At 65.1% G+C, this 23,615-nt stretch carries 18 protein-coding genes; 9 read left to right on the forward strand and 9 right to left on the reverse strand.

Annotation, left to right across the window (positions count from 1 at the left end):
• Positions 1–103 precede the first annotated feature (103 nt).
• The 3 genes from adh (at position 104) to DBR47_RS02935 (ending at position 2,811) form a co-directional block, all read left to right on the forward strand.
• Positions 104–1,624, forward strand: coding sequence for an aldehyde dehydrogenase (gene adh / locus DBR47_RS02925; protein WP_124446661.1), 1,521 nt, complete (start codon positions 104–106; stop codon positions 1,622–1,624).
• Positions 1,624–2,001, forward strand: a complete 378-nt coding sequence (locus DBR47_RS02930) for a DUF779 domain-containing protein (protein ID WP_124446663.1) — start codon at positions 1,624–1,626, stop codon at positions 1,999–2,001. Before adh ends, DBR47_RS02930 begins: the two co-directional genes overlap by 1 nt.
• Before the next feature lie 114 nt (positions 2,002–2,115).
• Entirely contained in the window at positions 2,116–2,811 is a 696-nt protein-coding gene (locus tag DBR47_RS02935; protein ID WP_124446665.1) for a bifunctional 2-polyprenyl-6-hydroxyphenol methylase/3-demethylubiquinol 3-O-methyltransferase UbiG, read from the forward strand.
• A 10-nt stretch (positions 2,812–2,821) separates the two neighbouring features.
• Here the strand turns inward: DBR47_RS02935 and DBR47_RS02940 are convergent, their stop codons facing one another.
• Positions 2,822–3,367 (reverse strand): LuxR C-terminal-related transcriptional regulator, encoded by a 546-nt coding sequence (locus tag DBR47_RS02940; protein ID WP_124446667.1) that lies wholly within the window; start codon positions 3,365–3,367, stop codon positions 2,822–2,824.
• Positions 3,368–3,381: 14 nt separating this feature from the next.
• Positions 3,382–3,789 carry a PaaI family thioesterase gene (locus DBR47_RS02945; RefSeq protein WP_124446669.1) on the reverse strand — a complete coding sequence of 136 codons (408 nt, stop codon included), beginning with the start codon at positions 3,787–3,789 and terminating at the stop codon, positions 3,382–3,384.
• Positions 3,790–4,055: 266 nt separating this feature from the next.
• Here DBR47_RS02945 and DBR47_RS02950 point away from each other — a divergent pair, with 266 nt between their 5' ends.
• The 4 genes from DBR47_RS02950 (at position 4,056) to DBR47_RS02965 (ending at position 10,492) form a co-directional block, all read left to right on the forward strand.
• Positions 4,056–4,757: a CoA transferase subunit A gene (locus tag DBR47_RS02950; RefSeq protein WP_124446671.1), complete on the forward strand. Its 702-nt coding sequence runs from the start codon at positions 4,056–4,058 to the stop codon at positions 4,755–4,757.
• A 64-nt stretch (positions 4,758–4,821) separates the two neighbouring features.
• On the forward strand, positions 4,822–5,460 hold the full coding sequence (locus tag DBR47_RS02955; protein WP_124446673.1) for a CoA transferase subunit B: 639 nt from the start codon (positions 4,822–4,824) through the stop codon (positions 5,458–5,460).
• A gap of 206 nt (positions 5,461–5,666) precedes the next feature.
• Positions 5,667–8,639 (forward strand): EAL domain-containing protein, encoded by a 2,973-nt coding sequence (locus DBR47_RS25325; protein ID WP_124446675.1) that lies wholly within the window; start codon positions 5,667–5,669, stop codon positions 8,637–8,639.
• A gap of 74 nt (positions 8,640–8,713) precedes the next feature.
• The gene (locus DBR47_RS02965; protein ID WP_231512095.1) at positions 8,714–10,492 is read left to right on the forward strand and encodes a gamma-glutamyltransferase family protein; all 1,779 of its coding nucleotides are present in this window, start codon (positions 8,714–8,716) and stop codon (positions 10,490–10,492) included.
• Here the strand turns inward: DBR47_RS02965 and ubiM are convergent.
• The 3 genes from ubiM to DBR47_RS02980 all read right to left on the reverse strand — a co-directional run bounded on the left by ubiM (position 10,479) and on the right by DBR47_RS02980 (position 12,853).
• Entirely contained in the window at positions 10,479–11,768 is a 1,290-nt protein-coding gene (gene ubiM / locus DBR47_RS02970) for a 5-demethoxyubiquinol-8 5-hydroxylase UbiM (RefSeq protein ID WP_124446677.1), read from the reverse strand. The two genes, DBR47_RS02965 and ubiM, sit on opposite strands and share 14 nt — an antisense overlap.
• Positions 11,769–11,858: 90 nt before the next feature.
• On the reverse strand, positions 11,859–12,350 hold the full coding sequence (locus DBR47_RS02975) for a disulfide bond formation protein B (RefSeq protein ID WP_124446679.1): 492 nt from the start codon (positions 12,348–12,350) through the stop codon (positions 11,859–11,861).
• Positions 12,350–12,853 (reverse strand): RidA family protein, encoded by a 504-nt coding sequence (locus DBR47_RS02980; RefSeq protein WP_124446681.1) that lies wholly within the window; start codon positions 12,851–12,853, stop codon positions 12,350–12,352. The genes DBR47_RS02975 and DBR47_RS02980 overlap by 1 nt, the downstream gene beginning before the upstream one ends.
• A 150-nt stretch (positions 12,854–13,003) precedes the next feature.
• Between DBR47_RS02980 and DBR47_RS02985 the strand changes: the two genes are divergently transcribed.
• Both DBR47_RS02985 and DBR47_RS02990 read left to right on the forward strand, forming a co-directional pair.
• A complete protein-coding gene (locus tag DBR47_RS02985; RefSeq protein WP_197046850.1) occupies positions 13,004–15,499 on the forward strand; it encodes a DNA internalization-related competence protein ComEC/Rec2 in 2,496 nt (831 codons plus the stop codon).
• Positions 15,500–15,601: 102 nt separating this feature from the next.
• Positions 15,602–18,382 (forward strand): pitrilysin family protein, encoded by a 2,781-nt coding sequence (locus tag DBR47_RS02990; RefSeq protein WP_124446685.1) that lies wholly within the window; start codon positions 15,602–15,604, stop codon positions 18,380–18,382.
• 10 nt (positions 18,383–18,392) lie between these two features.
• Here the strand turns inward: DBR47_RS02990 and mltB are convergent, their stop codons facing one another.
• The 4 genes from mltB to DBR47_RS03010 all read right to left on the reverse strand — a co-directional run bounded on the left by mltB (position 18,393) and on the right by DBR47_RS03010 (position 23,604).
• A complete protein-coding gene (gene mltB, locus DBR47_RS02995; protein WP_124446687.1) occupies positions 18,393–19,538 on the reverse strand; it encodes a lytic murein transglycosylase B in 1,146 nt (381 codons plus the stop codon).
• Positions 19,535–21,628 (reverse strand): DUF3488 and transglutaminase-like domain-containing protein, encoded by a 2,094-nt coding sequence (locus DBR47_RS03000; RefSeq protein ID WP_124446689.1) that lies wholly within the window; start codon positions 21,626–21,628, stop codon positions 19,535–19,537. Before DBR47_RS03000 ends, mltB begins: the two co-directional genes overlap by 4 nt.
• On the reverse strand, positions 21,625–22,590 hold the full coding sequence (locus DBR47_RS03005; protein ID WP_231512096.1) for a DUF58 domain-containing protein: 966 nt from the start codon (positions 22,588–22,590) through the stop codon (positions 21,625–21,627). Before DBR47_RS03005 ends, DBR47_RS03000 begins: the two co-directional genes overlap by 4 nt.
• Positions 22,591–22,665: 75 nt before the next feature.
• A complete protein-coding gene (locus DBR47_RS03010; RefSeq protein ID WP_124446693.1) occupies positions 22,666–23,604 on the reverse strand; it encodes a MoxR family ATPase in 939 nt (312 codons plus the stop codon).
• Positions 23,605–23,615 lie beyond the last annotated feature (11 nt).

Below are 23,615 nucleotides of genomic sequence, written 5' to 3' on the forward strand. Positions count from 1 at the left end.
GCAAGACCTGGCACGCAAGCTGCAGAGAAGGGTTGTGCTTGCTTCGCGAGCCCTCCGCTCCGGCTTTGCTGGATCGGCCTCATGAACCCTGAAGGAGAATCAAATGGACATGCTTGAACCCGGTAAATTCGGAACCCCTGTTGCTTTCAAAAAGCGCTATGGCAATTACATCAACGGTGAGTGGGTGGCGCCCGTCAAGGGCCAGTACTTCGACAACATCACGCCGGTGACCGGCCGCGCTTTTTGTGAAATCCCTCGCTCCACCGCCGAGGATGTCGAGTTGGCCCTGGATGCCGCCCATGCCGCCAAGGGTGCTTGGGGCCGCACTTCGCCGGCGGGCCGCGCCAATATCCTGAACAAAATCGCCGATCGCATGGAGGCCCATCTGCCCATGCTGGCCGCCGCCGAGACCTGGGACAACGGCAAGCCCATCCGCGAAACGACGCTGGCCGATCTGCCCCTGGCCGTCGACCACTTCCGTTATTTCGCCGGCTGTGTGCGCTCGCAAGAAGGCGGCATCAGCGAGATCGATGAGAAGACCTATGCCTATCACTTTCACGAGCCCATCGGCGTGGTGGGGCAGATCATTCCCTGGAACTTCCCGCTGCTGATGGCAGTGTGGAAGCTGGCCCCGGCCTTGGCGGCCGGCAACTGCGTGGTGCTCAAGCCGGCCGAGCAAACGCCGGTCTCCATTCTGGTCTTGATGGAAGTGATCGGCGATCTGCTGCCGCCCGGCGTGCTGAACGTGGTCAACGGCTTTGGCCTGGAGTGCGGCAAGCCCCTGGCATCCAGCCCGCGCATCGGCAAGATCGCCTTCACCGGCGAGACCACGACCGGCCGCATGATCATGCAGTACGCCAGCCAGAACCTGATCCCGGTAACTCTGGAGTTAGGCGGCAAGTCGCCCAATATCTTCTTCGCCGATGTGATGGCCAAGGACGATGCTTTCTTCGACAAGGCGCTGGAAGGTTTTGCCCTGTTCGCGCTCAACCAGGGCGAGGTCTGCACCTGTCCCTCGCGGGCGCTGATCCAAGAAAGCATTTACGAGCAATTCATGGAGCGGGCCGTCAAGCGGGTCAATGCCATCAAGCAGGGCAATCCCCTGGACATGAGCACCATGATTGGTGCCCAGGCCTCCAACGAGCAGCTGCAAAAAATCCTGAGCTATCTGGACCTGGGCAAGCAAGAAGGCGCGCAATGCCTGACGGGAGGCTCGCGCAACAACCTCAGCGGCGATCTGGAAGGCGGCTTCTACGTCAAGCCCACGGTGTTCAAGGGCCATAACAAGATGCGCATCTTCCAGGAAGAAATCTTCGGCCCGGTGGTTTCGGTCACCACCTTCAAGGACGAGGAAGAAGCTCTGGCCATTGCCAACGACACGCTTTACGGCCTGGGCGCCGGGGTGTGGAGCCGCGATATGAACACCGCCTTCCGCATGGGCCGTGGCATTCAGGCCGGCCGGGTCTGGACCAACTGCTATCACGCCTATCCGGCGCACGCCGCGTTTGGCGGCTACAAGCAGTCCGGCATTGGTCGCGAGAACCACAAGATGATGCTGGACCATTACCAGCAGACCAAGAACCTGCTGGTCAGCTACGAAGAAAAAGCCATGGGCTTCTTCTGATGCAAAGCTCGGTCGAGCAGGTGGTGGCGACCGAGGCGGCGCTGGCGCTTGTTCAGCGCCTGGCGGCCCAGCACGGCCCGCTGATGTTCCATCAGTCGGGCGGTTGCTGTGACGGCAGCGCGCCCATGTGCTACCCGGAAGGGGATTTGATCGTGGGCGCGGGCGACCGCTTCTTGGGCCGCATCGGTGGCATGCCCTTCTACATCAGTGAATCGCAGTTCGAGTACTGGAAGCACACGCAGCTGATCATCGATGTGGTGGAGGGGCGGGGAGGGATGTTCTCGCTGGAAGGGCCGACAGGTCTGCGTTTTCTGACCCGCTCGCGGCTTTATGAGGACGCCGAGTGGGCGCAGATTGTGGCCAGCGGGCGTGACTGAAACGTGTCAGGGCCTGTGCTGATCTGGTGGCCCGCACGAGCCATGGACAGCCGGCCCAGATCGGGCTTAGGCTAGGGCGCCGGCCCCCATGATCTGGGGCCAGGAGTTGTGCCCATGAAAGCCTTCTTGATCGCCCGCTTCGCGCCCTTGGCGCGCTTGCAAAAGCGCTACTGGCGTTGGCAGTCCTCGCGCCGAGCCCAGGTGGAATTCGCCAATTCGGGCGCGTACTGGGAGTCGCGCTATGCCCAGGGCGGTAACTCCGGCGTGGGCTCTTACGCCTTGTTTGCCGAGTTCAAGGCCGAGCTGCTGAATGCTTTCGTGGCCCGGCATGCCATCGCCCAGGTGATGGAGTTTGGCTGTGGCGATGGCAATCAGCTGAGCCTGGCCCAGTACCCGGCTTACCTGGGCTTCGATATCAGTCATAGCGCGGTGGCCGCCTGCCGCCAGCGCTTTGCCGATGACAGCAGCAAGCGCTTTCTGCATGTGAGTGAGTACGCCGGCGAGACGGCCGATTTGGCGCTGTCCTTGGACGTGATCTATCACCTGGTCGAAGACGAGGTGTTTGATCGTTATATGCGCCAGCTATTCAAAGCCTCGACGCGCTATGTGATCGTCTATGCCAGCAACTTTGACAGTGCGCCTGGCAGCACCGAGCCGCATGTCAGGCACCGGGCCTTTATCACCTGGGTCAAGACCCAGGCGCCGGCTTGGCAGCTTCTGGAACATATTCCCAACCGCTATCCCTACCGGGGTGACTACAAAACCGGTTCGCCGGCGGACTTCTTCATCTTCCAGAAGGCCGAGGCCTGAGCTTGGCCGCTCAAGCCACCAGCAACTTGTGAATCAGCTCGGGCGTGGAGGCGGCCGCGTATTTTTTCATCAGGCGGGCGCGGTAGACATCGACCGTGCGCGGGCTGATCTCCAGGCGCTTGCCGATCAGCTTGCTGGTCAGGCCTTCGATCAGCAGGGCGGCGATCTCGCGCTCCCGGGCGGTTAAGTCGGCCTTGATTTTGCGATGGGCCGACAAGTCCTCGAAGCTCCAGATGCCTTCCGCATGGGGATCGGCCGGGTTGATGGCGCGGCCGGCCACATGGCACCAGAACAATTGCCCACAGCCGACCCGGCGCATCACCCGGTCATCGGCGTAAAAACCGTCGGCGTCCAGGCTGGCGACGATGCGCGCACCGGTGCGCTCGAACTCGTCCAGGCTGGGGTAGAGCACCTCGAAGCTCTTGCCGATCAGCTGCTCGCGCTCGGCGCCAAACATGATCAGCAGCTGGCGATTGCAATCCTTGATCAGGCGTTTGGCGGACAGTACCAGGCCGATGGGGGCATGGTCGAAAGCGGTTCGGTAGTCCAATGGCATGGGTCGGGCGGAGGTCAAAGAAGGGCGTAGGTGGTGGTGGACTGAGCGGCCAAGCGGCCCTCGGCATCGCAGATGTCTATGCTGCCAAAGGCCAGGTTTTTGCCCCGGCGCAGCAGCGTGGCGCTGACGGTACAGAACTCACCGCTGATGGGGCGCAAAAAAGACGTTTGCAACTGCACGGTGGTCATGGGTTTGAACTCGCCCAGGCTGCTCATCATGGCCAGCACCATGGCCGTGTCGGCCGCGGCCATGGCCGCCTGGCCGCACATGACCTGGCCCACATGGACCAGGGCGGGGTCCACCGGCAAGCGGAGTACGACACGATCCGCATCGGCGCTCAAGACCTCCAGGCGCAAGGCCACGATCCAAGGCGCGAAGATCTTGGGGATGGCGGCTTGCAGGTCTTGGGCGTTCAGGGGCATGGCGGGGGCTAGAGCAAAGGGATCGAGCACACAGGATCGAGCAAAGGGGTTTGAGCCCGCGTATTGTGTCGCAGTGCGGCGCGGGCAATGGTGAGCTGGGGGCCAGGCCGGGTCCGCGCCTATCCCAGGGGCGGTGGCCGCGCAAGCCCCAAGAGCTCGGGGCGGCAGCTTAGGCGAATCTACGTAAGCCCTTTGACCCGGCTTCGGTAGTACGCTTGCCGCCATTGCAAAAGCGTCTAGCTAGACCACAGCGGAGAACTCCTCTTATGAACAAGATTTACCCCAGCGCGGCCGCCGCGCTCCAGGGCATCGTCAGCGACGGACAGTTGCTGGCGGTGGGCGGCTTTGGGCTTTGCGGCATCCCGGAGGCGCTGATCGCGGCCTTGCGCGATACCGGCGTCAAGAACCTGACCGTGATCTCCAACAACGCCGGCGTGGACGGCTTTGGCCTGGGCCAGTTGCTGGAAACGCGCCAGATCAAGAAGATGATCTCCAGCTATGTGGGCGAGAACAAGGAGTTCGAGCGCCAGTACCTGGCCGGCGAGCTGGAGCTTGAGTTCACCCCCCAGGGCACCCTGGCCGAGAAGCTGCGCGCCGGTGGTGCGGGCATCCCGGCCTTCTATACCCGTACCGGTGTGGGCACCTTGGTGGCCGAAGGCAAGGAGCTGCGCGAGTTTGATGGCCATACCTATGTGATGGAGCGTGCGCTCAATCCCGAGGTGTCCCTGGTCAAGGCCTGGAAGGCCGACAAGAGCGGCAATCTGCTGTTCCGCCGCACGGCGCGCAATTTCAACCCGGCCGCGGCCATGGCCGGCAAGCTGACGGTGGTGGAGGTCGAGGAGATCGTCGAGACCGGCAGCATTGATCCTGATTCGGTGCACCTGGCCGGCATCTATGTGCACCGCATCGTGCACAACCCTCACCCCGAGAAGCGCATTGAAAAGCGCACGCTCAGCGCAGCCAAATAAATTTGCGGGACAGACCGCCCGAGCGAAGCGAGTAGCTCTGTCCCCAACTGAAGGAGAAATGATCATGGCCTGGACACAAGACCAAATGGCGGCCCGCGCGGCGCAGGAACTGGAAGACGGCTTTTACGTCAATCTGGGCATAGGCATCCCCACCCTGGTGGCGAACTTTGTGCCGGCCGACAAGGAGGTCTGGCTGCAGAGCGAGAACGGCATGCTGGGCATAGGCCCCTTCCCGACCGAGGAGGAGGTCGATGCCGACCTGATCAACGCCGGCAAGCAGACGGTCACCACCCTCCCCGGTTCCAGCATCTTCGGCAGCCATGATTCCTTCGCGATGATTCGCGGCGGCAAGATCAATCTGTCCATTCTGGGCGCCATGCAGGTGAGCGAGAAGGGCGACCTGGCCAATTGGATGATCCCCGGCAAGATGGTCAAGGGCATGGGCGGCGCCATGGACCTGGTGGCCGGTGTTAAGCGCGTGATCGTGCTGATGGAGCATGTGGCGCGCAAGAAAGACGGCAGCGAAGATCTCAAGATCCTGCCCAGCTGTACCCTGCCGCTGACCGGTGTGGGCGTGGTCAACCGCATCATCACCGACCTCGCCGTGATGGATGTGACTCCTGAAGGTCTCAAACTGGTCGAGCTGGCCGAAGGTGTCACGCGCGAGCAGGTGCAGGCCAAGACCGGTGTGCCTCTGAAGTAAGGCTTGGGCGAACCAAGCCTCTCCTGAGCCCTGCAGGGCCGGCCAGCAGGTCGGCCCTTTGTTTTTTTGCCCACTTTTTCAGGGTTTTCGGCTTTGTTCGCGACCCAAGGCTTGGGCTGTGGGCTCAGTCAAACATAAGCCCATACTTCAGCGCCATATTCCGGTAAATTCGCTCCGCGGCCCTGTTGCCCATCTCAGGAGTGTCGATGAACCTGGTGCCCGGAGCGAGATCTCGAAACTTGCGCATGGTGGCGATGCTGCTGGGCATCTTTGCGGTGGCTTGCGTCCTGGGTTATGCGGTGGTGCGCGACGCCGTCACCAAGATCATCGAGACCGAGGCCCAGGCGGTGGCCGAGATCATCGCCATGCAGGCCGGCGCTTCGCGGGCGGTCTATGCCAAGGAAGTGTTTGCCAAACTCAACCCTTCCGCCGCCTCCCTGAAGGACGCGTCCGGGCAGCCGGTGCACCTGCCGATTCCGGCGGAATTTCTGAAGCTGGTGGGGCGGGCGGCCCCCTTGTTCGGCGACAAGCTCTACGAGTACAAGCCCGTCAGCAAATGGAATCTGGAGGAGAGCCAGGGGCTTAGCGATGAATTCCTGCGCTGGGCCTGGCCCCAGCTGGAAGCCCAGGATCAAGTCGCGCCGCAGCAGCCGATTCAGTGGAAGCCGGTGTCCCGGCTGGAGACGCAGGACGGGCGACGGGTGTTCCGCTATCTGGCCGCCGACCCGGTTTCGCAGCAGCTCTGCGCTAGCTGCCACAACGCGCTGGAGCAAACGCCGCTGATCCAGGCCCGGCGTCTGGCCGCCGGCGTGCCGGCAGGCAAACATTTTGCTCAACATCAGCTGATGGGCGCCCTGTCCATCACCATCCCGCTGGACAAGGCCGAGCAGATCGCCCGTGCCGAGATCGACGACACGGCGCGCTTCTTCTTCGGGCTGGTCCTGGTTTGCTTTATCGCCCTGGCCTGGTTTGCCTGGCAGCTGGCCTCCCACCAGCGCCATTTGCGTGATGCGGTACGCCAGCTGGCTCAGGCGGAGCTGGACTCGCGCGGTGCGGCACTGGCGCTCGAAGCCAAGCAGGGGGTGGAGCAGGCCTTTGCCGAGCTGTCCACCTTCATCCAGGCGATTGATCTGCATGCCATCGTGTCGGTCTCCGACCGGCAGGGGCGCATCACCCATGTGAATCAGAAGTTCATCGAGATCAGCGGCTATAGCCGCGAGGAGCTGATGGGCCAGGACCATCGCATCCTCAACTCGGGTCAGCACCCCCACAGCTTCTTTGATCAGATGTGGGCCACCATCGCCAACGGTGAAATTTGGCGGGATGTGATCTGCAACCGCGCCAAATCGGGGCGTTTGTACTGGGTGGACTCGGCCATCGTGCCGCAGCGTGACGCGGCGGGCCAGATCGTGCGCTTCGTCTCGATTCGCATCGACATCACCGAGCAGCGCCGCCACGAAGACGCCCTGCATTACCAGGCCACTCACGACGGCCTGACCGATCTGCCCAATCGCGTGCTGCTGCTGGATCGCATCAGCCATGCCATCGCACGCGCCAAGCGAGGGGGCGGGCTGATCGTGCTCTTCTTCATCGATCTGAACAAGTTCAAGTACATCAACGACAGCCTGGGCCATAGCGCGGGTGACGAGGTGCTGCGCGAGATGGCGCGGCGCCTGAGCCTGCTGGCGCGCGAGGGCGACACCGTGGCGCGCCTGGGTGGGGATGAGTTTGTGGTGGCTTGCGAAGGCTTGGCACGGGAAGATGTGGACCAGATAGGCGCGCGCATCTGCGATGCCCTGAGCGCGCCGGTGAACTTGCAGGGCGAGTCCCACACCCTGGGCGGCAGCGTGGGCGTGGCCATGTTCCCGGATGATGGGGAGGACACCGAAACCCTGCTCAAGCGCGCTGACATCGCCATGTACGAGGCCAAGTCCCGGGGCGGCTCGGTGCTGACGCATTTTTCGCCCGAGATGCAGGCCGCCATTGACCGCCGCCTGCAGATGGAGATCCGCCTGCGTGAGGGCATACCCAAGGGCGAGCTGGTGCTGGAGTTCCAACCCCAGGTGGACTTCAAGAGCGGCACCTTGGTCAGCTTCGAGGCCTTGGTGCGCTGGAACTCGCCGGAGTACGGGCGGCTGGGGCCGGGCCAGTTCCTGCCCTTGGCGGAAGAGTCCAATCTGATCGAGTTGGTGGATTCCTTTGTGCTCGATGAAGCCTGCCGGCAAATGGCCGCCTGGGCCCGTGCCGGCCATGGCTGGATACGGGTGGCGGTGAATCTGGCGGCCACCAAGTTCTCCGACCCCGAGTTCCTGCTGGAACTGCGCCGAGCCATGCAAAAACATGGTGTGCCCCAGGGCGTGCTGGAACTGGAAGTGACCGAGAGCCTGGCCATGCGCGACCCCAAGGCCAGCCTGGAGCTGATGCAGCAGCTGCGCGGCATGGGGGTTTTGCTGGCCATCGACGACTTTGGCACGGGCTATTCCAATCTGGGCTATTTGCGCAGCTTCCCGGCCGAGCGGCTCAAGGTCGATCAAGGCTTTGTGCGCGGCCTGACCAAGAACCCGCAGGACCGCGCCATCGTCGCCGCCGTCATTCAGCTGGCCCACAACCTGCACATGCGGGCCATCGCCGAGGGGGTGGAAACCGAGGAAGAGGCCATCATCCTGTTCTCGCTCAATGTGGACGAGGTGCAGGGCTATCTGGTTGGCCGGCCCCAGCCGCCGGAGCAGGTGGAGCGCTTGTTCAAGCAGCCCACCCTGCTGGACCCGCGCCTGTTCATGCATGCGGACGAGGTGCCGGTGGTCTTGCTGGTGGAGGACCACGAGGTCTCGCTGGAGCTCATGGAACATCTGCTGGGCACTTACGGGGTCAAGGTCGTTTGCGCACGCAGCGCCGAGCAGGCGCGCGAACTGTTCCATCAGCACCACTTCGCCCTGGCCATCGTCGACCATGGTCTGCCGGGCGAAAGCGGCATCCAGCTGCTGGCCTCGCTCAAGCAGCTGATGCCTCAGACCGTGCGGGTGCTGGTGACCGCCAGCGTGGACCCGCAGGTGATGCGGGATGCCATCAACTTAGGGGGCGCGGGGCATTTTCTGGCCAAACCCATCGATGCCGATGCTTTGCGCGCTATCGTGATGAAAAGTTGTTGGAACCATCTGCAGCAAAGGCCTGTGCTCTGAAACCGCTTGCCCCCACATTCCCCCCAGTCGCCCGCCCCCACGTCCTTTGGCTCAGCGCCTGTCTGCTGGCGCTGGTGGCCTGCAGCCCACTCAAGCCGGCGCCCTCGGCGCCGCCGCAGACCCCGAGTGCGGAGCACAGCAATCCCGAGGCAGCCGTGGCTTGGGCGGCCAAGCCGGGCTGGAGCAATCAACACACGGCCGTGGCAGCGGCCCACCCCCTGGCCGCCGCCGCCGGGCAGGAGATGCTCAATGCTGGTGGCTCGGCCATGGATGCCGGCATCGCCGTCCAGCTGGTGCTCAGCCTGGTGGAGCCGCAGTCCAGCGGCATCGGGGGTGGGGCCTTTCTGATGTACTGGGACGGCAAGAGCGTCAGCGCCGTCGATGGCCGTGAGACCGCGCCGGCCGCCGCGGACGAAGCGCTTTTTCTCAAGCCCGATGGCCAGCCCATGGGCTATTTGCAGGCCGTGGTGGGTGGGCGCTCGGTGGGCACGCCGGGCTTGCTGCGCATGCTGGAGCAGGCCCATGCCCGCTTCGGCAAGCTGCCCTGGGCGCGCCTGTTTGAGCCCGCCATCCGCCTGAGCGAGCAAGGCTATGCCTTGTCGGCCCGCAGCGTGGGCCTGCTCAAGCAAGATAAGTTTCTGATCAAGGACCCCCAGGCCGCCGGCTATTTTTACGATGCCCAGGGCCAGCTCTGGCCGGCCGGTCATGTCTTGCGCAACCCGGCACTCGCAGCGGTGCTGCGCCAGGTGGCCCAGGGTGGGGCGGATGCATTTTTGAAAGGCCCCATCGCCCGCGACATCGTGCGCCGCGTGCGCGAGTATCCGGCCAATCCGGGGCGCCTGAGCGAGGCCGATCTGGCCGCTTACACGCCCAAGTTTCGCCAAGCCCTGTGCACCGATTGGCGTGCCAGCTGGCGGGTGTGCGGCTTTCCGCCGCCATCCTCCGGCCATCTGACGCTGATGCAAATCCTGGGCATGTTGCCCGAGCAGAACGCCGCCCAGGCCTTGACGGCAGGCCTGCCGAATGCCGCCTGGCTGCACCGTTATGCCGAGGCCTCCAATCTGGCCTTTGCCGACCGCGCTCAGTACATTGCCGACCCCGACTTCGTGCCCGCACCGGCCGGTGATTGGCGCAGCTTGTTGGCCCCCGACTATCTGCGTGGCCGCGCCGCGCTGATCGGCGAGAAGGCTGCCGGTGAGGCCAAGCCGGGACGCCCGGCCGGCAGCACGCTGGCCTGGGCCCCCCAAGCCGATCAGCCCGAGTACGGCACCAGCCATATCAGCATCGTCGACGGCGAGGGCCATGCCCTGGCCATGACCACCTCCATCGAATCCGGCTTCGGCGCCCGCATCATGAGCGACGGCGGCACCGGCCTGGCCGGCGGCTTCTTGCTCAACAACCAGCTGACCGACTTTGCCCTGGCTCCGCGCGACGCCCAGGGTCGGCCGGTGGCCAATCGGGTCGAGGCGGGCAAGCGGCCGCGCTCCAGCATGAGCCCCACCCTGGTGTTCGAGCGCCGCGCCGGGGCCCAGGGCCGATTGCTGATGAGCTTGGGGGCGCCGGGTGGGCCCGCCATCATTCATTATGTGGCCAAGACCTTGATCGCCACCCAGGACTGGGGCCTGGATGTGCAGCAGGCCGTGGCCCTGCCCAATTTCGGAAGCTTCAATAGCGGGCCCCTGCTGTTGGAGGACGGGTTCTTCCCCGCCAGCACGATTGCCGGCTTGCGGGCCCATGGCCAGCGGGTGCTGCAGACCGATCTGCCCAGCGGCATCCAGGCCATCGAGCGGCGTGATGGCGGTTGGTTTGGTGCGGCGGACCCGCGCCGCGATGGGGTCGTCAGGGGCGATTGAGCGTGAGGCCGGCGCGCAGCTGCTGCAGCTGGCGCAACAAATTTGAGCCCATGCCCGGCTGGCGACCGGTCAGCTGGGCGGTGATGGCGGCCTTGAGCGGGGGCAGATGCTGGGCCACTTGCAGCACGCCACGGCGCAAGACTTTGGCGGCGGGGCGGTCATCGGTGAACAGGCGCACGACCGCATTCGTGCCCTGGTAAATCGCCCAGGTGCGGCGGCGATGCTCTTGGGCATAACGCGCTAGCAGGGCGGCTTCACCCAGGTCCTGCCCCAGCTTCTTTGCCTGACCTAGGATGCTGGCAAGCAGCTCGACGCCATACAGACCAAAGTTATAGCCATGGGCCGTGACCGGGTGCATGCCCACGGCCGCATCGCCCACCAGGGCCAGGCGCTGGGTGGCAAAGCGATGGGCGTAGCTGGCGACCAGGGGGTAGAGGTGGCGCGGGCCGGCCAGGCTCAGATCGCCCAGGCGACCGTCGACCTGGGTGCGCACCCAGGCCAGGAAACGGTCCTCGTCCCAGGCCATCATCTCGTTGGCCTGATCGGCCGCGATGGTCAGCACCAGGGAGCTGCGATCGCCGTTGAGCGGCAGCAAAGCCAGGGTGTGGCCGTAGTGGAAGCACTCCAGCGCGATGCCCTGATTGGGCTGGCTGTGTTTGAGGCGGCATAGCAGCACGCTGCGGCCAAAGTCGTGCATCTGCGCGCCGATGCCGGCCGCGCGGCGGGTGGCGGAGAAGCGGCTGTCGGCCGCAATCGCCAAGGGCGCGCTGAGCGTATCGCCGGATGCCAATGTGACGCTGGCCTGCGCTTCACCCAGGCTCAAACCGCTGACGCGTTGGCCGGCACGAATCTCGATCATGTTCTGGCGTCGCAAGGCCCCTTGGTAGGCGACCCGGCGCAGCCAATGGTTGGCGACTAGCTGGCCTAGCAAATCGCTGCCGGAGCCCCGGGCGTCAAAGCCCAGAAAGCGCTGCGCGCTGGCTTCGCCCTGGCCATTGAAAACATGGGCCTGCCGCAGCGGGGCTTTCTCTTCGGTCGGGATCTCGTCCCATTGGCCGAGGCTCTTGAGAATGGCCATGCCATGCTGGGTGAGGGCGATCTCGCGGCCATCCTCGGCCGGATCGGCCAGGCTGTCCAGGGGGGCGGCCTCCAGCACGCAAGAGCGGATGCCGACGTCGGCCAGGGCGCAGGCCATGCTGAGACCCGCCGGCCCGGCGCCGATGATCAGCACATCGGCAGTGGTGGGCGTCGAATTTTGGCTTTGGCGGGTGGGCATGGCAGGCGTGCTTTGTGGCTCAAGCTTTTCAGCTTAGCCACAAAGCCCAGGTGCTGCCTTGACCTCGGTCAGCCTTTGCTCAGCGTTTGATCAGCGTTTGCGCAGGGCCAGCAGGCTCAAGCCCGCAAAACCCAGGAAGAGCAGGCCGCTCCACAACTCATAAGGCAGGCCCAGAAAGCGGTAGGCCGAGGCCTGGCTGCAAGAGGCCGTCACCATAAAGACGCTGGGCAGACGGGTTTCCAGATCCAGGGCGCTGAGGATGCGATCGGCCAGGGTCATATCGCAAGAGGCCAGCTTATTGGCCACCTCATGCTGGTAGTAGGCCGCCGTCACGCCCGCCAGGCTCAGCAAGGCCACCAGGGCCAGAAAGAGCTGGCGCAGGCCGCGCTGGCGCTTGAGCAGCCAACCCAGGCCGGCGGCCAGGGCGATCAGCATGAAGACACCGCGCTGCATCACGCACCAGGGGCAGGGGCGGATGCCAAACGCGTGCTGAGCGATCAGGGCGGTGGCCAGGGCGGCCAGGCTGGCCAGGCAGATCAGGCCCAGGGCCCGGGCCGGCAGTTTGGAGCGGGTGAGGAACATCAGGCTTGGCCTTCGGCGCTCGAATCTTCGGTCAGCTCAGCGATCAGCTCAATCTCCACGCAGGCGCCCATGGGGATCTGGGCCACGCCGAAAGCGCTGCGGGCATGCGAGCCCTTCTCGGCACCAAAGACCTCGGCAAACAGCTCGGAGCAGCCATTGGTGACCAGATGCTGTTCGGTGAAGTCAGGGGTGCTATTGACCAAGCTCATCAGCTTGACGATGCGCTTGACCTTGTTCAGATCACCCACGGCGGCATGCAGGGTGCCCAGCAGATCGATGGCGATGGCGCGGGCGGCTGCTTTGCCGGTGGCGGTATCGGTGTCGCGGCCCAGCTGGCCCACCCAGGGCTTGCCGTCCTTCTTGGCGATATGGCCGGAGATGAAGATCAGATTGCCGGTGCGCACAAAGGGCACGTAGGCAGCGGCCGGCACGGCCAGCGGCGGCAGCTCAATTCCCAGGGTCTTGAGGGTGTCGTAAACGGAAACATTGGCGCTGGAGCTCATGGCGGTACTCGGCAAAAAAAGACAGGTGAACATTGCGGCTGCGTTGCCGGGTGGCAATCGCTAGCATCGGCTGGCGGGCATCCTACACCGGCCGGCCGTCTGAGTAGCGGCACAGTCTTCTTTGCCTCGCCTGCTTTTGCGGAGCTTGTCTTGCCTCAAACCTCTGCCTCAAGTCTGGGTTCGCCTGGCCCGCTGCTATGGAGCCTGCCCGCGCTCGCTTGGCTGACGGGTCTCGGTTTGCTGCAGCAGCTGTCGGCCTTGCCCAGCCCGCCCAGCTTGGCTCTGCTTGGGCTTGCAGCCCTGTTGGCCTGGCTCCTGACTCTGGTCTGCTGGCGGCGGGGCAGGCGCCCAGCGGCCCTGCTCTGCCTCAGTCTGAGCCTGGGGCTGCTGGCCTTTGCTCAGCTGGGTTGGCGTGCGCAGCAGCGCTTGAGCGCCAGCGTGCCCGCCGCCTGGGAGGGCCGCGATGTCTTGTTGCAAGGCCGGGTGGACTCCCTGCCCACTGCTGTGCAGGGCATGGCTGGTGCGGTGGGCTGGCGTTTTGAGTTTGACCTGCTGTCGGCCCGGGATGCCTCGGCCAGTCCAGGGCAAGACCTGACCCCCGTGCTGCCGCGCCGCCTTTTGCTGAGCTGGTATGCCGAGCCGGGTGAGCCCGCGCCGCCGCTGCGGGCCGGTGAGCGCTGGCAGCTGATGGCGCGGCTTAAGCAGGCGCATGGCTTGATGAACCCGCATGCCTTTGACTACGAGCTGTGGTTGTTCGAACAAGACCTGCGCGCCACCGGCTTTGTGCGCCTGCAGCGCCCGGCCCAGCTGCGCCGCCTTCAGCCCGCTGCCTGGTACAGCTTGGACGCCGCCCGCCAGCGCCTGCGCGAGGCCTTGCAGCAGCGGGTGGCCGACCCCGCCCATGCCGGCATCTTGGCAGCGCTCAGCCTGGGCGACCAGGCAGCCATCGCGCGGCCGGACTGGGCTTTGTTTCGCGACACCGGGGTGGCGCATCTCTTGAGCGTCAGCGGCCTGCATGTGACCATGTTCGCTTGGGGCGCTCAGGGCCTGATCGGCATGCTTTGGCGACGCAGCGCCCGGCTCTGCCTGGCCTGGCCAGCACCTGCCGCAGCCCGTTGGGGTGGCGTGTTAGCGGCCTTGGCCTATGCCTTGTTCTCCGGCTGGGGCGTGCCGGCCCAGCGCACCGTCTGGATGCTGGCCAGCCTGGCCTTGCTGCGCGCCCTGGGCCTGCGCTGGCCCTGGGGTTTGAGCCTGCTGGCGGCCGCCCTGGTGGTAACGGCTATTGACCCCTTTGCCATCAGCCAGGCGGGCTTTTGGCTGTCTTTCGTGGCCGTGGGGCTTTTGATGGCCAGTGGCAGTGAAGATGCTTCGGCCAAGGGCTGGCGCAATCATCTCTTGCTGGGTCTGCGTAGCCAGTGGGTGGCCACCTTGGGCCTGGCGCCGCTGAGCCTGCTGTTCTTCCAGCAACTGTCCTTGATTGGCTTGCTTGCGAATCTGCTGGCGATTCCTTTGGTCAGCTTTGTCATCGCACCCTTGGCGCTAGCGGGCGCGCTGCTGCCGCCTTTGTGGATGCTGGCCGAGGCCATGGTGGCCTTGTTGATGGCCTATCTGCAGTTCTTGGCCGCCTGGCCCTGGGCGGTGTGGACGGTGCCGGTCGCGCCGCTCTGGGCTCAAGTCTTGGGCCTCTTGGCGGGTGTGCTCTTGATCCTGCCCCTGCCTTTGCGACTCCGTCTGCTGGGCCTGCCCCTCGCATTGCCTTTGTTGTGGCCCGCGCCGCCACAGCCCGCAGCAGGTGAGTTCGAAATCTTGGCCGCCGATATCGGCCAGGGCAATGCGGTCCTGCTGCGTACCGCCTCGCACAGCCTGCTCTACGACAGCGGCCCGCAGTACGCGCCGGGCGTCGATGCCGGCCAGCGGGTGCTGGTGCCCCTGCTGCGCGCCCTGGGCGTCAGGGAGCTGGACAGCTTGATGCTGAGCCATCGCGACAGCGATCATGTGGGCGGCGCCGCCTCCATCATCGCCGCCATGCCGGTGAAGTTGCTCCACAGTTCCCTGGAGGACGGCCACCCCCTGCACGCGCAAGCGCCCGCCACGCGCCGCTGTGAGCAGGGCCAGCGCTGGAGCTGGGACGGCGTCACGTTCGAGGTCCTGCATCCACGTGCCGAGCACTACGCCCAAGCGCTGAAGAGCAACGCCATGTCCTGCGTGCTGCGCCTGCGCAGCCAATCCGGTCGCACGGCCTTGCTGGTGGGTGATCTGGAGGCCGGGCAGGAGCTTGAACTCTTGCGCGATCTGGGGCCGGCCGCCTTGCAAAGCGAGCTGCTGCTGGTGCCGCATCACGGCAGCAAAACCTCGTCCACGCCCGAGTTTCTGGTGGCGGTAGCCCCCCGCTGGGCCCTGGTGCAGGCCGGCTACCGCAACCGCTTCGGCCACCCCGCACCCGCTGTGTTGGCGCGTTATCAGGCGCAGGGAATTCCGGTGCTGGATTCGCCCAACTGCGGGGCTTGGCGTTGGCGCAGCGAAGCGCAAGAAGGGGCTTGCCTGCGCCAAAGCCAGCGGCGCTACTGGCATGCCCAGGCAGCACAGCCAGCGCAGATCATGGGCCCTTGGCCGGAGGGCGAGGGGACTCAGGGATTGCAGGATTGAGGGGCTGAACTTGCTGCCCAAAGCCCTGGGGGCAGGGGCGTTACATTCACGCGTTCGCTTCGCTGTGGCGCCCTGTCTACTTTCAATCATTGAACCTCTTTTATGCATAGCCCTATTCGCTTGGCCACCCTGGCTTTGCTGACGAGTCTTTTCGCCAGCAATCTGTGGGCGCAAAAGTCTGCCAAGCCGCAGGCGGCACCCTTGCCCGCCGTGAAGGCGCCAGCAGCCGTCGCCGCGCCGGAGTTCTTGCGCGAACTCGGCGGTATCGAGGAATACCGCCTGCCCAATGGCCTGCAAGTGCTGCTTCTGCCAGACGCCACCCAGACCACCACCACCGTCAACATCACTTACCGGGTGGGTAGCCGCCACGAGTCGGCGGGTGAGTACGGCATGGCGCATTTGCTGGAGCATTTGCTGTTCAAGGGCACAGAAAAGCAGCGCGACATTCCTGGGGCCATGGCGCAGCGCGGCGTGGGCTTCAATGGCACGACGACGGTGGATCGCACCAACTATTTCGCCAGCTTCAATGCCAATGCCGACACCCTGGCGTTTTTGCTGGAGTTGGAGGCGGACCGCATGCTCAATAGCCGCATCGCCAAGGCCGATCTCGACACCGAGATGACTGTTGTGCGCAATGAGTTTGAGCGCAGCGAAAGTGAGCCCTTTGCGGTGCTCGCCCAACGCGTGAACGCAGCCGCCTATGCCTGGCACGCTTATGGCAAGTCCACTCTTGGCGCCAAGAGCGATATTGAGAATGTGCCCATCGCCCGCTTGCAATCCTTTTACAAGCGCTACTACCGGCCCGATAACGCAACTCTGCTGATCGCCGGTGCCTTTGACAAGGCGGCCACTCTGGCTTTGATCTCCAAGCATTTCGGCCCTTTGCCAAAGCCCGCAACTGCCCTTGCGCAACCCTACACAGTGGAGCCCGCTCAAGACGGAGAACGCAGCGTGGTCGTGCGGCGTGTTGGCGGTCAGTCCATCTTGCTGGCGAACTACCATGTGCCGGCTGTTTCGCATCCGGACACGCCGGCCTTGCGCATCTATGGCCTTTTGATGAGCGTGCCGCCCAGCGGGCATCTTTACAAGCAATTGGTGGAAACTAAGCTTGCCGGTGGCGCAGGCCTGGGAGGGTCTGGCGGTGCAGACCCCGGCAGCATGAGCGCCTTTGCAATATTGGGTCCTGATGCAAACACGGAGGCAACCGAGAAGCGCTTGCTGGACCTCGTTGAAGGGCGCAACACCACGCCTTTTGAGGAAAGCGAGCTGGCACGGGTGCGCGAACTTGCTGTGATTGCCTACCGGGAGCAGATGAAAAACCCGGAGGCCTTGATCCAGCAGATTTCAGGCTTGATTGCGGCAGGTGATTGGCGCCTGTTTTTCCAGATCATGGACGACTTGCCCAAGGTCACCTTAAGCGATGTGGAGCGGGTGCGCGCCGCCTACTTCCGCCCGGCAAATCGAACCCTGGGCCGTTATCTGCCGTCCAAGGGAGTGGAGCGGGTTGAGATTCCGGAAGCGCCATCGCTGGAGCAGCGCCTGGCCACGCTGAAGGCGCCGCCCAAGGTGGAAGAGGGTGAACGCTTGGACCCATCGCCGACGCTGCTGGAATCCCGTATGACGCGCAGCGCCCTGCCCAGCGGCATCGTGCTGCACACCCTGCAAAAACAAACCCGTGGCAACACGGTGCAACTGCAATTGCAACTGCTATGGGGTGAGCACGAGACAAGCTTCACCCGCCGAGGCAGCGAACTCATTGCCCAACTCTTGGCCGAGGGTAGCAGCAAGAGTTCCAAGCAAGCGCTGATGGACGCTCTGATCAAGTTGCGCGCAAGTTTCACTGCGAGCAGTAGCGACCAGGGCATGACACTCTTTCTGACGGCAGAGCGTGACACCTTGTTGCCCGCCCTGGCCGTAGTGGCTGATGTGCTGCGCAACCCGGCCCTGCCGGAAGCGGCCTTCGAGCGGCAGCAAAAGGGCGGCATCTCCGCCTTGCAAGCATCGCGGCGGGAGCCCGAGACCTTGCGGCGTGAGGCGACCCGCAGTCACTACAACCAGGCTCTAGGCCTGAGCTTCGGTCATCCCGACTACTCCCGCAGCCTGGATGACCGCATTCACGCTCTGCAAAGCACGAGCCTGGACGATCTCAAAAGTTTCCATGCCGACTACTGGTCCGCCAATGAGATGCGGGTCAGCGCGGTGGGCGCCTTGCCCGAGGGCTTGGCGCTTGAGTTGGAGCGCTTGTTTGGCGATTGGAAGAAGCCGGCGGCGCCGAAGTTTGTCCGCTATCTCCCCAAGTTTCAGCCAGTCCCGGCGGCTCGCTTTGATGTCGTCGCCCGTGACAAGGCCGCCGCCATCTTCCAGATGCAAACCCTGTTTCCCCTCAACAGCGCAGACCCTGATTTTGCCGCCCTGCAATTGGCCGTGAACATCTTTGGCAGCGGCACGCTCGAGAGCCGTTTGGCAGAACGGCTGCGGGGTCGGGAGGGCTTGAGCTATTCCGTTGCTGCCAGCCTGAGCGTGCCTTTCTTTGGGAATAACGGCTATCTGACCCTGCGGGGAATCTACGCGCCTGACCAGCGGGATCGTGTGATTGCCGTGGTGCAAGAAGAGATCCTGCGCATGAACGAGTCCGGCATCACCGAGGCGGAGTTAAGCCGGGCTCAGAAGAGCCAGGCTGAGTCGCGGCGGCAAGCTCGTACAGATATTAAGGACTTGGCGAACTCGCTGAACGGCATGTCTGAGCGAGGCGAGACTTGGGCCAAGGTCGCCGCGGAAGACGCCGCTTTCGAGGCGGTGACGGTGGCCAGCGCCAATGCCGCATGGCGCAAATACATCCGGCCCGATGGATTTGTGATCTCGACGGCGGGCGATTTCAAATAGACCGTTGGCCTCAACGCGCCTTGCGTAAATCGGCCAGAGCCCGCCCCAGATCAATCACCGCGAAGGCGTAATAGCTGGACCAGTTGTAGCGCGTCAGGGCGTAAAAATTCTCGGTGCCCAGCCAGTAGGTCGGCGCGGCCGCGCCGTTTTGCAGCTCCACCACGGCCAGTGGGCCGCTGTGCTCCAGGGCGGCTTCCGAGGGCGCAGCGCCCAGGGCTTGTAGCTGGGCGAGGCTGAACGTGGGTTTGATGTCGGGTGCGAGCAGCGTGGCGCGGGCGGTCGTTTCCACCGGCATGGCCAGGCTGTAGTGGGTGGGCTGGCCGGGCTTCCAGCCATGTTGAGCCAGATAGTTGGCGACGCTGCCGATGGCGTCGGCCTGGCTATTGATCAAGTCCACATGGCCGTCGCCGTCGAAATCGATGGCGTAGCGGTTCCAACTGCCGGGCATGAACTGCGGCCAGCCCAGGGCGCCAGCGAAGGAGCCTTTGACGGTTGTGGGGTCCAGGCCCTCGCGGCGGCAGAGCTTGAAGAACTCGGCCAATTCGCTGCGGAAAAATGGGCTGCGGTCGCTGCGGCCACTGGGGAAGTCGAAGCTCAAGGTGGCCAGGGCGTCGATGACCCGAAAGCCGCCGGTGATCTGGCCGTAAAAAGTCTCGACACCGATCAGCCCGGCGATCAACTCGGCCGGCACGCCGAAGCGGGCCTCGGCCTTGGCCAGGCTGGCGGCGTTGGCCTCCCAAAAAGCCAGGCCGGCCTGCAGGCGGCGGGGCTCGACGAAGCGGGCGCGGTAGGCGGCCCAGTCTTTGGCCGTGCCTGCGGGCGCGGGCATGATCAGGCGTTGCACCACCGGCAGGCTCAGAGCTTGAGCCAGCTGGGTTTCCACCCGCTTTTGGCTGACTTCATCCCAGCCTTGATCCTGGGACAGCTCGGCGGCGAAGCGCTGAATCTCGGGCCGCTCGCCAAAGGCTTGGCCGGCTCTATCGCTGGCTTTTGCCGATTTGGCCGGTTTGTTCTTCTTGCTCTTGCTGGTTTTTTTGAGGCTGGGCTTGGCCTCGGCGGCATGGCTGCTCAGGCTCACACCGCCCAGGGCAAGTGCCAGGCTGAGCAAGCTGGTCTGGAGCAGAAGGCGGCAAGGCGGCAGAGGGGCAAGAGTCATGGGCGGGAGGCGGGCTTGGGTCGTGCGATGGAGTGAAGGGCTTGGTCGAATTCTCGCTGCCAGCGCAGACGCGCCGCCCAAGGCGGAGGGCGAGGGCTGGCTTGCGGGCCGTAGCGCTGGCTTTCCAGCTGCATGAGCAAATGAACGGCGGCTTGTGTAGGGACTGCGCCAAAACGGCTTTGCAACTGATGGGCCCATTCGCGAGGCCCTTGGTGGGCTCGGGGGTCTAGACCCAGACGGCGCAGGCGCCGCATCAGCTGCTGGCGCTGCCGCAGCCAGGGATCGCGGGTCCATAGCGCGCCCGAGTGCCACAGCGTCCAAAGGCCTGCGCCCAGGGCGATGGTCGCGATCAGCAGGGCGCTCAAGCGGCCCAGGGCCAGCCAGTCGGGCGTCTCCACCCCCAGGCTTTTGAGCAGGTCGAACTGGTTCTGGCGCGAGTAGTTTAAGACCAGCTGCTGCCAGCGATTGTTCAGCGCCTCCCAGCTAGAGCGCAGGCTCAGCCATAGATTTGGGCTCAGCTGGCCCAGCGCGTTAGCAATCGCGCCGGCCTGGGGCTGCAGGGCCAGGCCTTGCTGGATGCGCTCGGGCGCGACGGCCGCCGTCGGGTCCACCCGCTGCCAGCCCTGGCCGGGCATCCAGACCTCGGCCCAGGCATGGGCATTGCTGTTGCGCACGATCCAGAAGCCGTCTTGCGGCTCGGCGTCCATGCCTTGAAAACCCGTCACCACCCGCGCTGGGATGCCCAAAGCCCGCATCACCACGACAAAGGCGCCGGAGAAATGCTCGCAAAAGCCCAGGCGCCTATCGAGCCAGAACTCATCGATCAGATGGGGCGAGGTCTGGCCGTAGCGGCCGGGGGAGAGGGTGTAGATGAAGTCCGCTGTGCGTATGTGCTGCAAGACCGCTTGCACCAGGGCGGGGCCGAGGGCGGTGGCCTCCAGGTCCTGGAAACGCGCCTCGCGGCGCAGGGCGGCGGCCCAGGCCAGGCTGCGCGGGTTGAAGCCGGGCGGCAGCTCCAGATAGTTTTGCAGGCTCAGATTGGCTTGCTGCGGGCCGTGGCGGTAGTCCAAGAAAGCCTGGGCATTCAAGCGCAGCCGCTCGGTGATGGGGCGCGGCGCACTCCACTGCAGCTCGGATTCGCGGCGCAGCGTCATGGCGTCCAAGGCAATCTCGCTGCCGGCCGGCTGAGGGCTCATCTCCAGCAGAGGCAGGACCTTGATGCGCAGGGGCTCCAGAGTCAGCTCGTAGTTCAGTGCCGGGCCACGCACTTGCAGCGCGTCACTTCTGCCGGGCCAATCGTTGCTGTTCGAAGCGGCCGGTCGCCAGATGCGGCCATCAAACTGGGCCAGCACCGGGCCGCGGAAGTAGCGCGCTTGCGGCGGCGGGGCCTGGCCCTGGAAGCGCAGGCGCATGGCGATGCTGTCGTCATTGGCGATCTCGGCCATGGCGCCCATCTCCATGGTGTTGGAAAGGCCGGTGCGGCCCACCGAGTCCGCCGGTATACCCCAGAGCGGCGCGATGCGGGGGAAGAGCAAGAACAGCAGCACCATCACCGGCAGGCCGAACAAGGTGCTGCGTGCCGCCAGGCCGGCGGCCAGCTTGAGGCTGGGCTGGCCTACTGGCATCTGGGCCAGCACCAGGGCGCTGAGCAGGGCCCAGACGCTCAGCAGGGTCCACAGGGCGGTGAGCAGGCTTTGTGAGTACAAAAAGTGCGTCAGCACCAGGAAGAAACCCAGGAAGAAGACCACGAAGGCATCGCGGCGGGCGCGCAGCTCCAGGGTTTTCAAGGCCATCAGCATCACCAGCATGGTGACGCCGGGCTCGCGGCCGATCAGGCTGCGGTGGCTCGCCCAGGTCAGCGCCACCGACACCGCCAACACGGCCACCAGCGGCCAGCGCCCCGGCAAGGCTTTGCCGCGCCAGGCCAGCAGCCCGCGCCACAGCAGCACCAGACCGGTGATGGCGCTGGCCCAGAGCGGCAGGTGGCCGGCATGCGGGATCAAGGTGGCGGCGATGCCGCCGAGCAGGAATAAGGTGTCCCGGCACTCACGCGATTGCTGGGCCAGGGCCAGGCCGATGCGATTCCTCATGGCCGCGCTCCGTCCTGGCGGCTCAGCAGTTCCAGGCATTGGCGTTTGTGCTGGGGCCCCAGGTCCTGGGGCAAGACCTGAGCCTTGATGCGCAGGCCGTAGGGCGCTTGCAGCTTCTCCGCCGCCAGCACCCAGGCCGTCAGGCGGGATAGCCTGGCCTCGGGTTCAAGCGGGGCGGCGTCGCGCCAGTCCAGCCACAGCGCGTGCTGGGCCGGGGCTTGGGTTTCACGTACCCATAGCGGCGTGCCTTGCTCCATGCTGAGCGCTGCCTTCTTCCACAAGACCTGGCGCAGGGAGTCGCCCCGCCGGTAGGGGCGCACGCCCTCGAAGTCCTGGCCCTGGGCTTGCGAGCCGAGCGGGGCGGCGGGGTTCTGGGGCTGGGCCTCATCACCCTCGCCACCGTGGTTGACTGAGAAGGGCGGGGCGGGCGTCTCCGGCTGGGGATAGACCCAGACCTGGGCGGCCGGCCGCCACACGCTCCAGGCGCGGAACAGGCCCAGGGGAAAGCGGCTGATGATTTGCAAGCTGGGCAGATGTTTGTGGCCTCGCGCCCCCGCCGGCAGGCGCAGATGCAGGACGGCGTGGCCCAGGGCGGGCACATCGGTCCAGGCGATCTCGTCACTGAGCGACTCAAAGCCCGGCGTGCCGCGCTGGGCCCGCAGGCCGATGCCGTAACGTGCCGCGCCGGGGTTGTGCAGGCGCAGCTCCAACTGCAGGTCTTGGCCCGCGAAGCCGGGCTCGGGGGCTTTCAGGTCCAGGCTGAGGCCGCGCAGATTGGCGTGGGTCAGCTGCATGGAGGCCAGGCCGGCGCCGGTGAGCAAAAAAGTGAGCAGATAGCCCAGGCTCAGCTGGTCGTTGATGGAGGCAATCAAGAGCAGGACCAGAGTCAGGCAAAAAGCCAGACCGGCGCGGCTGGGCACGATATAGATATTGCGCTGCACCAGCTCGGTGGTGTCGCTCAAGGGGTGGCGGGCCGCCAGCCAGGTTTGCCAGCGACGGCGAAGCGTAGGTCCTAACATCAAATCTCGGCGCCGTGATCAGGGAAGCGGGATGGCTTCGATCATGGCCCGCACCTGCTCACGCGGGCCGCGCGCGCTGCCGGGCTTGGGCCGCAGGCGGTGGGCGATGGTCTGGGGCAGGATGGCTTGCACATCGTCGGGCGCCACAAAGTCGCGCCCATCCAGCAGGGCACGGGCGCGGGCGGCGCGCAAAACACCCAGGCCGGCGCGCGGGCTCAGGCCTTCGGCAAACCATTGGCCAGAGCGGGTCGCAGCGATCAGGGTTTGCAGATAGTCCAGCAAGGCCGGGGCGGCGTGGATGGCGCGCACATCGGCTTGGGCTTGCTGCACCTCGGCCGGGCTCATCACCGGGCGGAGGGCGCGCAAGGCCTCCCGGCTGTCTTGTCCCATCAGCAACTCGCGCTCGGCGGCCTGGTCGGGGTAGCCCAGTGAGATGCACATCAGAAAGCGGTCCAGCTGCGATTCGGGCAGCGGGTAGGTACCCAGTTGTTCGCTCGGATTCTGAGTGGCGATGACGAAGAAGGGCTGGGGCAGGGGGTGGCTCACGCCGTCCACGCTGACCTGGTTTTCTTCCATGGCCTCCAGCAGGGCGCTTTGCGATTTGGGCCCGGCGCGGTTGATCTCATCGGCCAGCAAAACCTGGGCAAAAACGGGGCCGGGGTGGAAGACGAAGCTGGATTGCTCGCGCTCGTAAATACTCACGCCCAAGAGGTCGGAGGGCATCAGGTCGGCGGTGAACTGCAGGCGCGAGAACTTCAGGCCCATGGAGATGGACAGGGCGTGGGCCAGGGTGGTCTTGCCGACTCCGGGCAAGTCCTCGATCAGCAGATGGCCACCGGCAATCAGGCAGGCCACGCAGTCACGGATCTGCTGCGGTTTGCCCTTGATGATCGTGCTAATCTGCTGCTGAAGGGCGCTCAAAAGTGCGGTGCTGTGTTGGCGTGTGGCGGCGGTCATGCGCGCACCAT

The sequence above is a fragment of the Paucibacter sp. KBW04 genome, from assembly GCF_003852425.1.
Classification (GTDB): domain Bacteria; phylum Pseudomonadota; class Gammaproteobacteria; order Burkholderiales; family Burkholderiaceae_C; genus Paucibacter_A.

Excerpts from the sequence above, each read along its gene's own strand:
- adh (WP_124446661.1), top strand. The coding sequence starts at position 104 with ATGGACATGCTTGAACCCGGTAAATTCGGAACCCCTGTTGCTTTCAAA.
- DBR47_RS02930 (WP_124446663.1), top strand. The coding sequence starts at position 1,624 with ATGCAAAGCTCGGTCGAGCAGGTGGTGGCGACCGAGGCGGCGCTGGCG.
- DBR47_RS02935 (WP_124446665.1), top strand. The coding sequence starts at position 2,116 with ATGAAAGCCTTCTTGATCGCCCGCTTCGCGCCCTTGGCGCGCTTGCAA.
- DBR47_RS02940 (WP_124446667.1), bottom strand. The coding sequence starts at position 3,367 with ATGCCATTGGACTACCGAACCGCTTTCGACCATGCCCCCATCGGCCTG.
- DBR47_RS02945 (WP_124446669.1), bottom strand. The coding sequence starts at position 3,789 with ATGCCCCTGAACGCCCAAGACCTGCAAGCCGCCATCCCCAAGATCTTC.
- DBR47_RS02950 (WP_124446671.1), top strand. The coding sequence starts at position 4,056 with ATGAACAAGATTTACCCCAGCGCGGCCGCCGCGCTCCAGGGCATCGTC.
- DBR47_RS02955 (WP_124446673.1), top strand. The coding sequence starts at position 4,822 with ATGGCCTGGACACAAGACCAAATGGCGGCCCGCGCGGCGCAGGAACTG.
- DBR47_RS25325 (WP_124446675.1), top strand. The coding sequence starts at position 5,667 with ATGAACCTGGTGCCCGGAGCGAGATCTCGAAACTTGCGCATGGTGGCG.
- ubiM (WP_124446677.1), bottom strand. The coding sequence starts at position 11,768 with ATGCCCACCCGCCAAAGCCAAAATTCGACGCCCACCACTGCCGATGTG.
- DBR47_RS02975 (WP_124446679.1), bottom strand. The coding sequence starts at position 12,350 with ATGTTCCTCACCCGCTCCAAACTGCCGGCCCGGGCCCTGGGCCTGATC.
- DBR47_RS02980 (WP_124446681.1), bottom strand. The coding sequence starts at position 12,853 with ATGAGCTCCAGCGCCAATGTTTCCGTTTACGACACCCTCAAGACCCTG.
- DBR47_RS02990 (WP_124446685.1), top strand. The coding sequence starts at position 15,602 with ATGCATAGCCCTATTCGCTTGGCCACCCTGGCTTTGCTGACGAGTCTT.
- mltB (WP_124446687.1), bottom strand. The coding sequence starts at position 19,538 with ATGACTCTTGCCCCTCTGCCGCCTTGCCGCCTTCTGCTCCAGACCAGC.
- DBR47_RS03000 (WP_124446689.1), bottom strand. The coding sequence starts at position 21,628 with ATGAGGAATCGCATCGGCCTGGCCCTGGCCCAGCAATCGCGTGAGTGC.
- DBR47_RS03010 (WP_124446693.1), bottom strand. The coding sequence starts at position 23,604 with ATGACCGCCGCCACACGCCAACACAGCACCGCACTTTTGAGCGCCCTT.